This is a genomic window from Stenotrophomonas sp. YJH_SMC_123 (assembly GCF_059368215.1).
Map to the genome: position 1 here is coordinate 392,198 of NZ_JCAFRM010000004.1, position 15,240 is coordinate 407,437.

The following is a 15,240-nucleotide window of genomic DNA, read 5'->3' on the forward strand; positions in this document are numbered from 1 at the left end:
ATTCGATCATTAATCTCATCAATCAAATTGAGAATGGTTGTTGATTGTCAACTGAGAATCATTATCATTTGACTCGTCCCTCGCACGAGTCCAGATGCTCATGAATGCTCAACCTGTACTGCTGCGCCCCGAAACGCTGACCCTCCGCGATCGTCCGGTCCGTGTCGTTCCGCCGGAAGAGGTCATCGACAGCGAAGCCCTGCTCAAGGGCCGTCGTGAAATCCTGATCCAGCACGGCGACCGCTTCTATCGCCTGCGGCACACCAGCAACGACAAGCTGATCCTGACCAAGTAATCGCGGCCTGGTCGCCCGCCCCCCTCCCTCCTGCCGGCCGCGCCGGCAAGGTGGGCGACCCGTCCGCTCCCGCTCTCTCCCCCTCGGTCTACCGCGTGCACCCTCCGGGTGTGCCGGTAACCGGGGGTTCCCCTGCCTGACCGAACGAACCCGATGACCCGCCCTACCGCCCTTTGCCTTGCCGTCTGGATGGCCGTGCCGCTGTCCGCCCATGCTGCTGCCGCGGCCACCGCCGCGCCCGATGCGCGCGAATTCGACCGTGTGCAGGTCACCGCCACCCGCACCGAGCGGGCGGTGAGCGATGTGGCGGCCACCGTGGACGTCATCGACCGCGAGCAGATGGACCGGCACCTGGTGCAGGACATCAAGGATCTGCTGCGCTACGAGCCGGGCCTGTCGGTCAGCCGCAGCGCCGCGCGCTTCGGCCTTGGCAGCATCCGCATCCGTGGCCTGGACGGCAACCGCGTGCGCGTGCAGACCGACGGCATCGCCATGCCCACCAGCTTCAACATCGGCTCATTCTCCAACGCCAACCGCAACTTCACCGATCTGGATACGCTCAAGCGCGTGGAGATCGTGCGCGGCCCGGCCAGCTCGCTGTATGGGTCCGACGCGCTCGGGGGTGTGGTCGCCTTCGTCACCAAGGATCCTGCCGACTACCTCAAGGATGGCAAGGACAGCTACGTCGGCCTGAAGTTCGGCTACGACGGTGAGTGGAAGGGCCTGCTCGGCGGCGTGACCAGCGCGTTCGGCGGCGAACACTGGAGCGGCATGGTCAACATCAACCATCGCCAGGGCCAGGAAACCGGCAACAAGTGTGATGTACGCAGCCTCGACAATACCCGCACCGCGCCCAACCCGCAGGACCGCGATGGTCGCAGTGGCCTGGCCAAGCTGGTCTATGCACCCAGCGAGGACCAGCGCTTCCGGCTGACCGTGGAAGGCAACGAAGACAACACCGATACCAACGTGCTGTCCTCGATCGACCGCACCACCACCACCGGCATGAAGGCGCGCGATATGCAGAACCGCACCCGCGTGTCGTTCGCCCATGAAATGGATGCGCTGGACAAGGGCTTCGCCGACAGCCTGCATTGGCAGCTGTATACCCAGCACAGCGAAACCACCCAGATCACCGACGAGGACCGCGCCAACCGCAGCCGCCGCCACCGCGAGTTCAACTTCGACCAGCGCGTCTACGGCCTGCAGGCGCAGTTCAACAAGGCGTTCAGCACCGGCAGCGTCGAACACGCGCTGACCTACGGTTTCGAGGGCGCGCATACCGAGATCCGCCAGAAGCGCGACGGCTACCAGGTGTTGGCCAATGGCCAGACCAGCACCACCATCCTGCCCGACGCCTTCCCGGTGCGCGATTTCCCGATCAGCAAGACCACCGAGCTGGGCCTGTACGCACAGGACGAAATGCGCATGGCCAACGGCAAGCTGTCGCTGGTGCCGGGCGTGCGCGTGGACCGCTACGAGCTGAAGCCGGAGGTGGACAGCATCTTCGCCGACGACAATCCCGGCGTTGCGGTGGCCAGGCTGACCAAGACCAGCGTCTCGCCGAAGCTGGGCATGGTCTATCGCTTCACCGACGAATGGTCGCTGTTTGCCGGCTATTCGCATGGCTTCCGCTCGCCGCCGTACAACGACGTCAACCTGGGCTTCACCAACTTCGCCTTCGGCTACACCGCCATTCCCAATCCGGACCTGAAGCCGGAAACCAGTGACGGCATGGAGCTGGGACTGCGCTTCCTGTCGCCAGCGGCCTACGTCAGCCTCAGCGGCTACTACAACGAGTACAAGGACTTCATCGAGTCGCAGTCGCTGGTCGGCACCAACGCCCAGGGCCTGATGGTGTTCCAGTCGCGCAACATCGCGGATGCGCGCATCTACGGTGCCGAAATGAAGGCCGGCGTCGACTTCGGCCAGATCAGCCCGGCGCTGCAGGGCTGGGCGCTGCGCAGCTCGGTGGCCTGGTCGCGCGGCGACAACAGGACCGAAGACACCCCGCTGGATTCGGTCGACCCGCTGCGTGGCACCGTCGGCCTGATGTACGACACCGACACCTGGGGCGTCGAACTGGCCGGTACCTTCGTCAAGCGCAAGGACCGCGTCACCGCCGCCACGGTGTACCGCCCGGCCGGCTACGGCGTGGCCGACCTGATGGCGCACTGGAACTTCGCCCCGGGCGCCACCTTCAACGTCGGCGTGTTCAACCTGGGCGACAAGCGTTACATCGACTGGTCCAACGTGGGTTCGACGCTGTCGCCGGGCAGCCGCGTGCTGGACCGCTATACCAACCCGGGCCGCACCCTCTCCGCCAGCCTTGCCGTTTCCTGGTGACCTCATGAGCCGAGCCTTGTCCGCACGCAGGAACGACGCCATCGCCGCGCAGGGCAGCGCGGCCTGGCCGACGCCGGCACAGCTGGCCACGCTCGGCACCGTGTTGTGCCTGTACCGCGCCGACGGCAACGAGCTCGGTGGCTGGCGCCAGGCAGTACGCGTGCATGCCTGCCAGGGCGTGGACAGCGAGGGCGTGCGCGAAAGCCTGTGCTTCCTCGATGCCCGCGGCCGCTGCGTGTGGCGGCTGTACCTGTTGCCCGACAGCGATTTCCTGGCCTGGGACCGGCTGGTCGCGGCGCTGCCGCCGGGCCCGGAGCATGACAGCGAGGGCAGTGTCGGCGAACGCCTGTGGCGGCGCCTGGCCGGCCATCTCGGTGGCCAGCGCTGGCGACTGTGCGCGCTGCGCCTGCATGCCGCCGACGACGGCCGCACCCTGGCTGCAAGCCTGTCGACGTTGTCCTCGCTGGGCGCAGCCACCGCGCGTCGCATCGCGCGGCTGGAAGGTGCCGAAGGCGAGCTGGCGATCGACGATTGCTGCTGCGCCGATGCTGCACGTCGCTCGGCGCCGCGGGTTCCCGGCGACCTGCCGCTGATCCGGCTGTAACCCTTTCCCGATGGAACGCCTGTCGGCCACGGACGGCCTCTCACTGCATCTGCAACCCCGAAGGAAGACCCCGATGAAGCTCCAGACAGCCAGCGTCCTGCTGCTGCTCGCCACCAGCGGCGTGGCCAGCGCGCAGCCCTCCGGCATCGCCCGCGACCACGACAGCATCCTTGCCATGCAGGGCGAGTACACCGTCGATTTCGCATTCGACGAGACCGTGCGGCTGAAGCCCGGCTACGAGCGCGCCCCGGCGATGCGCAGCGGCGGCAACGAACTGGTGATCGTGGTCGAGGACACGCCGAAGCGCATCGTGCTGCAGCACCTGCTGCTGGACGAGAAGAGCGGCCACATCACCAAGCACTGGCGCCAGGACTGGGTCTACGAAGCACCGAACCGATTCGAGTTCAGCGCCGACCAGACCTGGCAGGTACGCCGCATTCCCGCGGCGGTGAACCAGGGCGCCTGGACCCAGTGCGTGTACGAAGTGAGCGACGCACCGCGCTACTGCGGCACCGGCAAATGGAGCTACACCAACAACGTGCCGAGCTGGACCAGCGACCTCAGCTGGCGCCCGTTGCCGCGCCGTGAGTACACCAAGCGCAGCGACTACAACGCGCTGGCCGTCGTCAACCGCCACACGCTCACGCCCAATGGCTGGACCCACGAGCAGTTCAACACCAAGGTGCAGCGCAACGCCGACGGCAGCCAGGTGGAGATCGCACGCGAGTTCGGCTTCAACGACTACGTGAAGACCACCGAGGTCGACTTCACCCCGGCGCGTGACTACTGGAAGGCCACTGCCGGCTACTGGGCCAAGGTGCGCCAGCGTTGGGACGGCTTCCTCGGCCAGGCCCCGGGCGTGCACCTGAAGACCAAGATCGATGGCATGGCGATGATCATTCCGCTGTTCACCCAGGCCGAAGCGATCCAGTCCGGCAAAAAGGTGAAGGACAAGCAGATCGACGAGGTGTTCGCCAAGTACGTGGAAAAGGCGCCGAAGGAAGGCTGATCGCCGCGATGGAGAGAGGTGCCGGGGGTACCCGGCACCGCATTCACCGGCTGCCGGTGGGGGCCGGGCTTGCTCGGCACGCCATCCGGAGGCGCAACCGATTCAGGCCTCGCGCAGCGCCAATGCCGGCGGCGTATGCAGGATCGCCCGCGTACCCCACCAGCCCGCCAGCAGGCTCAAGCCGATGCCGACCACGCCGCCGATCAGCAGGCCCGGCCACGGCGGCAGCAAGGGCAGCTCGAACACCTTCTGCGACACCGCCACGCCGATCGCTGCGGCCGCGCCCACCGCCAGCAACGCCGCCAGCGTGCCCAGCGCGCCGAACTCCACCAGCACCGCGCCGCGCAGCTGGCGCCGGGTCGCGCCCAGCGTGCGCAGCACCGCGCTGTCGTAGCGGCGCTCGCCGGCGGTGGCCTGCAGCGCCGCCAGCAGCACCAGCACGCCGGCCAGCAGGCTGAACACCATCACCAGCTGCACTGCCTGCGCCACGCGCTCCATCACATCGCGCACCTGCGAGATCACCGCGTCCACGTCCAGCAGCGACAGGTTCGGCTGCGCGCGCACCAGCTCGCCCAGCCCGGCCGCGTTGCCGGACGGCAGATGGAAGGCCGACAGCAGGTTGTGCGGGGTATCGCCCACCGCATTGGGGTTCAACAGCACGAAGAAATTCGGGCGGAATGTGTTCCAGTCCGCCTTGCGGATGCTGGTGACGGTGAACTCGCGCTGCTGCTCGCCTACGGAAATCGTAATGCGATCACCCAGGTGCGCGCCGTAGCGCCGCGCCCAGCCGGTTTCCACCGAGGCTTCCGCCGCGGTGCTGCCGGCCTGCCAGAAGCGGCCCTCCAGCAGCGCATTGGCGGGTGGGAAGCTGCTGCGCCAGCTGAAGTTCAGCGGCCGGTTCTCGTCGTCGTCCTCGCGCGGGCCGTTGTTCGCGCCGTTCCCCTCGGCGGCGGCCTGGTCCACGCGCAGCGGCGGCTTGCCGTTGATCGCGATCAGGCGGCCGGTCGCCATCGGCTCGATACTGGCGTCGCCGGCGCCCAGTCCACGCAATGCGGCCAGCACACCGTCGCGTTGTTCGGGCTGGATGTTGATCAGGAAGTAGTTCGGCGTATCCGCAGGCAGGCGCTCGCGCCACTGCTGCAGCAGGCCGGGTCCGGTCACCGCCAGCAGCAACAACGCGCACAGCGACAGCGACAGCCCCACCAGCTGCATCACCGCCAGCAGCCGGCGCCGGGTCAGCGCGGCCAGGCCCAACCGCCAGTTGCCATGCAGGCGGTGCTGCAGGCCGCGCAGCAGCTGCAGAAGCACGAAGCCGACCGCACCGGCCGCCAGCGCCAGCGCGGCCAGGCCGCCCAGCACCCACAGCGCCAGTTTCAGATCGCCGGTGACCTGCACCGCCAGCAGCAGGCTGGCCGCCAGCGCCGCCACATAGGCCAGCAGCGACGCCGGCGGCAGGGCGGCGAAGGAACGGTTGAGCACCCGCATCGGCGGCACCCCGCGCAGGCGCAGCAGCGGTGGCAGGCCGAAGCCGAACAGCAGCAGCAGGCCGATGCCGGCACCGGTCAGCGCCGGCATCGCTTCCGGCAGCGGCAGGCGCTGCGGCACCAGGCTGCCCAGCACCTGCACCAGGCCTTCCTGCGCGGCCATGCCCAGGCCGATGCCGAGCGCACAGGCTGGCACCGCCAGCATCAGCAGCTGCAGCGCCAGGCCCAGCAGGATGTCGCGCTGGCGTGCGCCCAGGCAGCGCAGGATCGCCACCTGGTCGATGCGACGCAGGGCGAAGCGGTTGGCCGCCAGCGCGGTGGCCACACCGGCCAGCAGTACCGCCAGCAGCGCGCTCAGGCCGAGGAAGCGCCCGGCCAGATCGAATGCCTGGCGCACGCCACGCTGGGTGTCGTCCACGCTCAGCAGGCGCAGGCCTTTCACCTGCGGCAGCAGCCACTGGCGCAGCGCCGCGATCGGCTCCGCTGCGCCGGCGAACATCAGCCGGTAGTTGATACGGCTGCCCGGGCCGAGCAGGCCGGTGCCCTCCACATCAGCGCGGTTGACCAGCAGGGTGGGCGAGAGAGTCAGCAGGTCGCCACCGCTGTCCGGCTCGGCCTCGATGATGCCGGCGATGCGCAGCGTGCCGGCGCCGAACTCGAGGTCATCGCCGGCCTTCAGCCCCAACCCCTGCAGCAGGCGTGGGTCGGCATAGGCCTGGCCCTTGGGCGGCATGCCGGCATCGGCGATCAACGCACCGCCGGGCGTGGCCCGGACCCGCAGCGTGCCGCGCAGCGGATAACCCGCCTGTACCGCCTTGATGCTGGCCATCTGGCTGGCATCGCCGTTGAACAGCACGCTGCCGAAGCTGGCGATGCGGGTATGCGCCAGGCCGCGCTGTTGCGCCTCGTCGGCGAATGCCTGCGGCGGATCATCGCGCCCGGCGATGCCGAGGTCGCCGCCGAGCATTTCCGCCGCGCTGCCGGTCAGCGCCAGGTTGACCCGGTTCACCAGCGTGCCCACCGCAGTCATCACCGCCACGCCCAGCACCAGCGCGGCGAACACGGTCAGCAGGTCGCCGGCCAGCGCCTCGCGGCGCAGCGCGCGCCACGCGTGGCGCAGCACGTTCATGCCTGTGCCCCACGCTCGACCGGCAGCAGGCGGCCGTCATCGATGCGGTGGATGTACTGGCAACGCTGGGCCAGGCGCAGGTCGTGGGTGACCAGGACCAGGGTGGTGCCGCTGCCGGCGTTGAGTTCAAACAGCAGGTCGCTGATGTGCTGGCCGGTGGCATGGTCCAGCGAGCCGGTCGGTTCGTCGGCGAACAGGATGCGCGGGCGGGTGACGAAGGCACGTGCCAGCGCCACGCGCTGCTGCTCGCCGCCGGACAGCTGGCGCGGGTAGTGGCGGGCGCGATGGGCCAGGCCGACCTGCGCCAGCACCTCGTCCACCCGCGCCCGGTCCTCGCGTCCGGCCAGTTCCAACGGCAGCGCGACATTCTCGGCGGCAGTCAGCGCCGGCAGCAGGTGGAAGCTCTGGAACACGAAGCCGACCGCACGCGCGCGCAGCTGGGCCCGTGCTTCTTCATCCAGGTCGCCCAGGTTCTGGCCCGCCAGCGCGACGTGGCCGCGGCTGGGCAGGTCCAGTCCGGCCAGCAGGCCGAGCAGGGTGGTCTTGCCGGACCCCGAAGCGCCGACGATGGCCACACTGGTGCCTTCATGGACGGTCAGGGTGATGTTGTCCAGTATGTGGACTTCACCCTCCGGGCCCTGCACGGACTTGCCGACCTGGTCGACGGCGATGGCGACGGGCGTGCTGCGGGGGGACAGGCTGTCGATGAGGAGACTCCAATGCGCAAGACGGGATGGAGCCGGCGAGCCGGCGCGATGATGGTGCTGCTGCTGGGATTGCTGCTGCCCGGGCTGGCCGGAGCCAAAGACCCGGCAGGTACGGTGCTGGTGCTCGGCGACAGCCTCAGTGCTGCCCACAATATCCCTGCCGACGCCGGCTGGGTCAGCCTGTTGCAGCAGCGGGTCAGGCAACAGTCGAAAACACCGGCGCGCATCGTCAATGCCAGCATGAGCGGGGAAACCACGGCCGGCGCGCTGACCCGCCTGCCGGGCCTGTTGGCGAAGGAAAAGCCGACGGTGGTGGTGATCGCGCTGGGCGGCAACGACGCGCTGCGCGGGCTGACCCCGGCACAGGTGCAGGGCAACCTGGAAAAGATGGTACAGGCCAGCCAGAAGGCCGGCGCCAGGGTGCTGCTGCTGGGCATCGACGTGCCGCCCAACTATGGGCCCGCTTACCGCCAGCGCCTGGCGGCGGCCTACAAGGCGCTGGCCACGCAGTACAAGGTGCCGCTGCTGCCGTTCCTGCTGGAGGGCGTGGCCCTGCAGCCGGGCATGATGCAGGCCGATGGCCTGCACCCCACGGCGCAGGCGCAATCGAGGGTGCTGGACAACGTCTGGCCACTCCTGCGGCCCCTGCTCTGAACGATTTACAACCCTCTTGACGGAACTTCACATCGCGTCCACCGTCGATCCGGCATGTTTCACAAAGCTGAAGTTAGAGGGAATCACATGCGTCAGACGAAGGAGACCTCCGGCTTGGTGCTGGTGGTCGAAGACAACCGCAACATCTCCGAGATGATCGGGGAATACCTGGAAGGTCGCGGCTTCGAAGTCGACTATGCACAGGACGGCCTGGATGGCTACCGCCTTGCGGCGGAGAACAGCTATGACGTCGTGGTGCTCGACCTCATGTTGCCGCGCCTGGATGGCATCGAAGTATGCCGTCGCCTGCGCAACGATGCGCGCAAGTCCACCCCGGTGCTGATGCTCACGGCACGCGACACGCTGGACGACAAGCTCACCGGCCTCGGTTTCGGCGCCGATGACTACCTGACCAAGCCGTTCGCGATCCAGGAGCTGGAAGCCCGCCTGCGCGCGCTGATCCGCCGTGAACGCCGCCAGGTGGGTTCGGAAGTGCTGAAGGTCGCCGACCTGGTGCTCGATCCGGTCAGCATGCGGGCCACCCGTGCCGGTACCGAACTGCAGCTGTCGCCGATCGGCCTGCGCCTGCTGACCATCCTGATGCGCGAATCGCCGCGCGTGGTCACCCGCCAGGAGATCGAACGCGAGATCTGGGGCAATGGCCTGCCGGATTCGGACACCCTGCGCAGCCATCTGTACAACCTGCGCAAGATCATCGACAAGCCGTTCGACCGTCCGCTGCTGCACACCGTGCAGAGCGCCGGTTACCGCATTGCCGATATCGCCCAGCCGATGGCCTGATCGGGGCCAGGCCGGTGCAGCATCAGGCCCGGCCGGGCAACGACCCCCGCACCGGGCACGGATGACCGGCCGGCACTGCCGCCGGTCATCCTCCGTGCACGACTACGGCGCAGCGCGCTGCCTATAATCGCAGCGCTCTGACCGGGACCCCGCAATGCCGCACGGCCTGCCGCGCAAGATCCGTATCGCCTTCATCCTGCAGGCAGTCCTGGCCAGCCTGGGCATCCTGCTCGGTGCCTGGCTGGTTTCGCTGGTGATCAAGCACAGCCTGGTCGGCGCCGCCCTGCGCGAGGAAGCGGCCTATTACTGGACGCTGCACGAGGCCTCGCCGGTGCAGCCACCGCCCAACACCCAGAACATCCGCGGCTACCTGCTGGAAAGCGGGCAGTCGGCGCTGTCGTTGCCGGCCAACCTGCGCAACCTGGAACCCGGTTTCCACGAGCTGCCCAAGGATGACCAGCTGGTACTGGTCGATGTGCGTCCGGCCGGCCGCCTGTACCTGGTGTTCCTGCGTTCGCGTGCGGAGATGCTGGCGTTCTGGTTCGGCATCGTGCCGGTGCTGCTGACCCTGTTGGCGGTGTATGGCGCCAGCTGGGTCACCTACCGGGCCTCCAAGCGCCTGGTGTCGCCGGTGAACTGGCTGGCACGGCGCGTCTCGCGCTGGGACCCGGGCCACCCGGAAGCGGCCGACCTGGAACCGAACAAGCTGCCCGCGGACATGCAGGGCGAGACCCGGCAGCTGGCGGCCGCGCTGCATTCGCTGGCCAACCGGGTCAGCGCGCACGTGGCGCGCGAGCGCAATTTCACCCGCGATGCGAGCCACGAGCTGCGCACGCCGTTGACCGTCATCCGCGTGGCCAGCGACATGGCCCTGGGCGATGAAACCCTGCAGCCGCGCCTGCGCCGCAGCCTGCAGCGCATCCAGCGCGCCGGCCGTGACATGGAAGCGGTGATCGACGCGTTCCTGATCCTGGCCCGCGAGGCCGACGTCGAACCCCAGATCGAGCTGTTCGACGTCAACGACATCGTCCGCTACGAGGTGGACAACGCCAACGAACTGCTGGGTACGCGTCTGGTGTCAGTGCACCTGCACAGCGAAGGCCCGGTGCAGCTGCACGCGCCGCCGCGGGTGCTGCAGGTGGTGGTCAGCAACCTGGTGCGCAACGCCTGCAGCTACACCGACGAAGGGCGTATCGACGTGCACGTGCTCAATGACCGGGTGGTGGTGCGCGACACCGGCATCGGCATGTCCGCCGAGGCGCTGTCGCGCGCGTTTGAACCCTTCTACCGCGCCGAGCCGAGCCGCCCGCAGGGCACCGGCCTGGGCCTGTCGATCGTGCGCCGGCTGTGCGACCGCTTCGGCTGGAAGGTCAGCCTGGCCAGCCAGCCGGGCAAGGGCACCGAGGCCACGGTGGTCTTCCGGTAACGCGGCGACCTGCCGGGGTCGGATCCCGTTGCGGCGCAACCGGCTCTGACCCCATTCCGCTGAAATGTCGGTAGATCCAGGCCATGCGTGGATGGGGTGCGGTAGCGCCGGGCCATGCCCGACGTCCACAGTGCCTCAGTTGCAGTTGACCTTCGGCGCCAGCGCCTTGGTCCAGATCGCATAGCCGGCCGGGGTCATGTGCAGCATGTCCTCGCGGAACAGCGTCGCGTCCGGCTGTCCATCGGCGCCGAGCATCGGCGTGTAGATGTCGGTGAAGCCGGTGTTGGGCAGCCTGGCCAGCGCAGCCTTGATCAGCGCGTTGGCTTCGTTGATCGCCGGCAGCAGGTGCGCACGCGACGGGCTCGGCTTGATCGACAGGTACTCGACCCTGGTCTTCGGCAGGTCGCGGTGCACGCGCTGCACGAAGGCGACCACGTCATCTCGCACCTGCATGGCGCTGCGGCCGCTGTTGAGGTCGTTGTCACCGGCGTAGAAGAACACCTTGCACGGCGCATACGGCACCACGATCTGGCCGGCATACCAGGTGCTGTCGCGCACTTCCGAACCGCCGAAGCCGCGGTTGAACACCGGCTGGCCGGGGAAGTCGGTGGCCAGGCTCTCCCAGAAGCGGATCGAGGAGCTGCCGATGAACTCGATGCCACCACGCGGCGGCGGGTTGGCCTGGTCGGCGCTGGCGAAGCGGGCCATGTCGCCGGCCCAGGCCACATTGGAGACCTGTTCGGGCACCTGCGGCGGCCTGGCCGGGCTCAGGGCCTGGGCAAGCGGTGCGGCAGTCAGCAGGCCCAGCATCAGCAGGCAGGTACGGCGACGGGACATCAGGCGCTCCAGCAGGCAAGGGGAGCTCCATCATAGAAGCACGGCCCAGCCCGGTGCTTGCCCCTGGCAGGCCGTTCAGCGGGCCGGTGCGGGGTGCGGTTGGCGGCCTTGTGGCAAAATGGCGGCCATCTGCCTATTCCTGTGCACCCATGATTTCCTGCCGTGCGTCTGAGCGGTCGCTGCGCCGCGCCCCTGTTGCTGGATGTTCCATCCGTGGCTGATCAGTTCGGCCACATGCCCCGCGGCCCGCGCCGCATCTTCCAGGCCGCCCGCTGGTCCTGGCAGGGCCTGCGCGCCGCCTGGCTGCACGAGTCCTCGTTCCGGCTGGAGGTATACCTGCTGGTGATGCTGACTCCGGTCGCGATCTGGCTGGGCCAGACCCCGGTCGAACGCGCGCTGCTGATCGGCTCGATGCTGCTGGTGCTGGCGATGGAGCTTGCCAACTCGGCCATCGAAGCGGTGATCGAACGCTACGGCAGCGAGATCCACGAGCTGGCTGGCCGCGCCAAGGACATGGGCTCGGCAGCGGTGTTCGTGCTGATGATGAACGTGCTGCTGTGCTGGGCGCTGGTCGTGGTTCCGCACGCGCTGGCCGGCAGCTACGGCTGAAACCCCATTCCCCCACTGCCTTGAAGAGTTTCCATGTCCTTTGAGTTCCTCGCCGACCCCAATGCCTGGGTGACCCTGTTCACGCTCAGCGCGCTGGAAATCGTGCTCGGCATCGACAACCTGGTGTTCATTTCCATCGCGGTCAGCAAGCTGCCGGAAGAGCGTCGTCCGTTCGCACGCAAGCTGGGCATCGCGGTGGCCTGCATCACCCGCATCGGCCTGCTGGTCTCGCTGGCCTACCTGGCGCACATGGCGGCCAACCTGTTCACCGTGGCCGGCATGGGCATTTCCATCCGCGACCTGGTACTGATCGTTGGTGGCCTGTTCCTGATCATCAAGGGCTGCATGGAGATCAAGGAACTGATCAGCGGTGGCGAGGACGAAGACCCCAGCACCACCAAGGCCTCGGCCGTGTTCGGCTACGTGATCGCCCAGATCGCGGTGATCGACATCGTGTTCTCGCTTGACTCGGTGATCACCGCCGTCGGCATCGCCGACCACATCCCGGTGATGGTGGCGGCCATCCTGCTGTCGGTGCTGGTGATGCTGCTGGCCGCCAACCCGCTGGGCCGCTTCATCGACGCCAACCCGACCGTGAAGATGCTGGCCCTGGCCTTCATCCTGATGATCGGTGCGGTGCTGATCCTGGACGGCCTGGACGTGCACGTGCCCAAGCCCTACATCTACGCCGCGATGGGCTTCTCGGTGCTGGTGGAGTGGCTGAACCTGCTGATGCGCCGCCGCGCCCGCGAACACAACGTGCCGGGCGCCGGCAACTGGTAAGCGCGCCATTGGCACGTGTGTCACCCAGAACCCCCGGCCTGGCCGGGGGTTCTGCGTTGTGGGGCGCGGCTCTACAACGAACGGCGCTGCGGTTTTTGCACTTGCGACGGCGTTCCGGCCTCCACTTGTGAATCAGGATCAACAGTGTTTTCCCGGGCCGAGGCTTAATCCGGCGCAGCAAAGCGCGCAGGCTACGCACTCCCGATTCCCGCCCCCCAGGAAACCCCCCATGAATTCCAGAGCCGCCTTGCTGGCGCTTGCCGTTGGCGCCTTCGCCATTGGAACCACCGAATTTGCCCCGATGGGCCTGTTGCCGGTCATCGCCGACGGCGTGGGGGTTGGCATCCCCACCGCCGGCATGCTGATCACCGCCTACGCCGTGGGCGTGATGCTGGGCGCGCCGGTGATGACCCTGCTGATGGGCCGTTTCGGCAAGCGCACCGCGCTGATGCTGCTGATGTCCATCTTCGTGGTCGGCAACCTGCTGTCCGCGCTGGCGCCGAACTACGGGCTGCTGCTGCTGTCGCGCCTGGTCACCAGCCTCAACCACGGCGCCTTCTTCGGCATCGGTGCGGTGGTCGCCGCCAGCCTGGTGCCGAAGGAAAAGCAGGCTGCCGCCGTGGCCACCATGTTCATGGGCCTGACCATCGCCAACATCGGCGGCGTGCCGCTGGCGACCTGGGTCGGCCAGCAGCTGGGCTGGCGCCTGTCCTTTGCCGGTACTGCGGCGCTGGGCCTGATCGCAATCACCGCGCTGGGCTTCGCGCTGCCGGCATCTGCACCGGGGCCGCGCCCGGACGTGCGCCGCGAACTGAAGGCGATCCTGCAGCCGCCGGTGCTGCTGGCGATGGCCACCACCGTGCTCGGCGCCGGTGCCATGTTCACCCTCTATACCTACGTCGCACCGGTGCTGACCGAATTGACCGGCGCCTCCAATACCTTCATCGCGATCTCGCTGGCGCTGATCGGCATCGGCTTCACCCTCGGCAACGGCATCGGTGGGCGCATGGCCGACTGGTCGCTGGATGGCGCCACACGGATCCTGCTGGCCGTCCTGGCGGTGCTGATGTTCGTGCTGCCGCTGGCCTTCATGAGCCATGCCACCGCCGCCCTCGGCGTGCTGCTGTTCGGCGCGGCGACCTTCGCCCTCGTACCGCCGCTGCAGATCCGGGTGATGCAGGCGGCCAGCGAGGCGCCGGGCCTGGCGTCGTCGATCAACGTCGGTGCGTTCAACCTGGGCAATGCCGTGGGTGCGGCGCTGGGCGGTGCGGTGATCAGCTCGGGCCTGGGCTATGCCGCGATTCCGGTGGCCGGTGGCCTGCTGGCGGCATCGGGCCTGCTGCTGGCGTGGCTGGGGCGTCCCCGCACTGCGGTGGCTGAGGCCTGCTGAGGGGTGTTGGATTCCGGCAGGGCTTGCAGCCCTGCACCCGCCGAATCAACGTCAACGTCAACGGCAAAAGCCTGCATTCCGTGGGTTGGCGGGGTGGGTCCGGTTGAGGGGGACGCTGCAAGTACGTCCATGTAAGCTCGGTCGCCGCATCCACGCGACTCACGCCCCCTCAACCGGACCCACCCCGCCTTCGACAGATTCCCGCGATCTGTCGTAACGGCGTTCCGCTCTGGTAGGTGTCGACCTTGGTCGACACGAATGCCTGAAGAACCGGCTTTTGCTTTTCATTTTTTCTTTTGATCCTCCCGCGGTGCGCAGGAAATTGTCCGTGGCCGGGAGGGTGGGTTGGCTGGGGGCCTGAGCCGCATGGATGCGGCGACCGAGCTTACATGGACGTACTTGCAGCGCCCCCCAGCCAACCCACCCTCCCGGCCGACCCCGATAACGCTTCCTTGCCACCCACCGCGGAGGGGGCGGCGCCCGATGGCCGGTCTTTCACCCGAACCGTGGCATGCTCGGTGCCCAGTCCACCCGGAACCTCCGCCATGCGCCTGTTCACCCGTGTCCTGCCCCTGATGCTGCTGGCCTCCCTGCTCTCCGGCTGCGGCTACAACGCCATCCAGCAGAAGGATGAGGCGGTCAAGGCCAGCTGGTCCGAAGTGCTCAACCAGTACAAGCGCCGCGCCGATCTGGTGCCCAACCTGGTGCAGACGGTGAAGGGTTTTGCCAGCCAGGAAGAGCGCGTGCTGACCGAAGTCACCAACGCCCGTTCGCGCGTCGGCCAGATCAACGTCAACGCCGACGACGAAGCCTCGCTCAAGCAGTTCCAGCAGGCCCAGGGTGAACTCGGCAGCGCACTGTCGCGGCTGCTGGTGGTCACCGAGAACTACCCGGTGCTGAAGTCCGACCAGAACTTCCGCGACCTGCAGGCCCAGCTGGAAGGCACCGAAAACCGCATCACGGTTGCGCGCGGCCGCTACATCCAGCAGGTGCAGGACTACAACACCTACATCCGTTCGTTCCCCCAGGTGATCACCGCCAAGATCTTCGGCTACAAGACCAAGCCGAACTTCACGGTGGACAACGAAGCGCAGATTTCCAACGCGCCAGCGGTCGATTTCGGCAACGCGCCGCAGCAGCAGCCGGCGCCGCAGCCGGGCCATTGA

At 67.9% G+C, this 15,240-nt stretch carries 14 protein-coding genes; 11 read left to right on the top strand and 3 right to left on the bottom strand.

Annotation, left to right across the window (positions count from 1 at the left end; all coding sequences use genetic code 11):
- The first annotated feature begins 100 nt into the window (after window positions 1–100).
- From hemP to AC5P5W_RS12295, 4 genes are all read left to right on the top strand, one after another.
- Window positions 101–295, top strand: coding sequence for a hemin uptake protein HemP (gene hemP, locus AC5P5W_RS12280; protein ID WP_005412278.1), 195 nt, complete (start codon window positions 101–103; stop codon window positions 293–295).
- A 153-nt stretch (window positions 296–448) separates the two neighbouring features.
- Entirely contained in the window at window positions 449–2,641 is a 2,193-nt protein-coding gene (locus tag AC5P5W_RS12285; RefSeq protein ID WP_495221173.1) for a TonB-dependent hemoglobin/transferrin/lactoferrin family receptor, read from the top strand.
- A gap of 4 nt (window positions 2,642–2,645) precedes the next feature.
- A complete protein-coding gene (locus tag AC5P5W_RS12290) occupies window positions 2,646–3,245 on the top strand; it encodes a hemin transporter (protein WP_032956720.1) in 600 nt (199 codons plus the stop codon).
- A gap of 73 nt (window positions 3,246–3,318) precedes the next feature.
- Window positions 3,319–4,254: a DUF6607 family protein gene (locus AC5P5W_RS12295; RefSeq protein WP_197574896.1), complete on the top strand. Its 936-nt coding sequence runs from the start codon at window positions 3,319–3,321 to the stop codon at window positions 4,252–4,254.
- 102 nt (window positions 4,255–4,356) lie between these two features.
- On the opposite strand, the gene AC5P5W_RS12300 is transcribed toward AC5P5W_RS12295, so the two are convergent.
- Together AC5P5W_RS12300 and AC5P5W_RS12305 are read right to left on the bottom strand one after the other, a co-directional pair.
- On the bottom strand, window positions 4,357–6,867 hold the full coding sequence (locus AC5P5W_RS12300) for an ABC transporter permease (RefSeq protein WP_049440166.1): 2,511 nt from the start codon (window positions 6,865–6,867) through the stop codon (window positions 4,357–4,359).
- Complete coding sequence (locus AC5P5W_RS12305; protein ID WP_075076551.1) at window positions 6,864–7,511, bottom strand: ABC transporter ATP-binding protein; 648 nt, start codon at window positions 7,509–7,511, stop codon at window positions 6,864–6,866. Before AC5P5W_RS12305 ends, AC5P5W_RS12300 begins: the two co-directional genes overlap by 4 nt.
- A 75-nt stretch (window positions 7,512–7,586) precedes the next feature.
- Here AC5P5W_RS12305 and AC5P5W_RS12310 point away from each other — a divergent pair, with 75 nt between their 5' ends.
- The 3 genes from AC5P5W_RS12310 (at window position 7,587) to AC5P5W_RS12320 (ending at window position 10,455) form a co-directional block, all read left to right on the top strand.
- Entirely contained in the window at window positions 7,587–8,228 is a 642-nt protein-coding gene (locus AC5P5W_RS12310) for an arylesterase (RefSeq protein ID WP_032956728.1), read from the top strand.
- An 87-nt stretch (window positions 8,229–8,315) separates the two neighbouring features.
- Window positions 8,316–9,029: a response regulator transcription factor gene (locus AC5P5W_RS12315; protein WP_002811889.1), complete on the top strand. Its 714-nt coding sequence runs from the start codon at window positions 8,316–8,318 to the stop codon at window positions 9,027–9,029.
- A 154-nt stretch (window positions 9,030–9,183) separates the two neighbouring features.
- Entirely contained in the window at window positions 9,184–10,455 is a 1,272-nt protein-coding gene (locus AC5P5W_RS12320) for a sensor histidine kinase (RefSeq protein ID WP_014645975.1), read from the top strand.
- Between the two features lie 135 nt (window positions 10,456–10,590).
- Here the strand turns inward: AC5P5W_RS12320 and AC5P5W_RS12325 are convergent, their stop codons facing one another.
- On the bottom strand, window positions 10,591–11,292 hold the full coding sequence (locus AC5P5W_RS12325) for an SGNH/GDSL hydrolase family protein (RefSeq protein ID WP_014645976.1): 702 nt from the start codon (window positions 11,290–11,292) through the stop codon (window positions 10,591–10,593).
- Window positions 11,293–11,505: 213 nt separating this feature from the next.
- Between AC5P5W_RS12325 and AC5P5W_RS12330 the strand changes: the two genes are divergently transcribed.
- From AC5P5W_RS12330 to AC5P5W_RS12345, 4 genes are all read left to right on the top strand, one after another.
- Complete coding sequence (locus AC5P5W_RS12330; RefSeq protein ID WP_014036025.1) at window positions 11,506–11,901, top strand: diacylglycerol kinase; 396 nt, start codon at window positions 11,506–11,508, stop codon at window positions 11,899–11,901.
- A 33-nt stretch (window positions 11,902–11,934) separates the two neighbouring features.
- Window positions 11,935–12,684, top strand: coding sequence for a TerC family protein (locus AC5P5W_RS12335; RefSeq protein WP_005408127.1), 750 nt, complete (start codon window positions 11,935–11,937; stop codon window positions 12,682–12,684).
- 229 nt (window positions 12,685–12,913) lie between these two features.
- Entirely contained in the window at window positions 12,914–14,074 is a 1,161-nt protein-coding gene (locus AC5P5W_RS12340; protein WP_014645977.1) for an MFS transporter, read from the top strand.
- Window positions 14,075–14,619: 545 nt separating this feature from the next.
- Entirely contained in the window at window positions 14,620–15,240 is a 621-nt protein-coding gene (locus tag AC5P5W_RS12345; protein WP_005415338.1) for a LemA family protein, read from the top strand.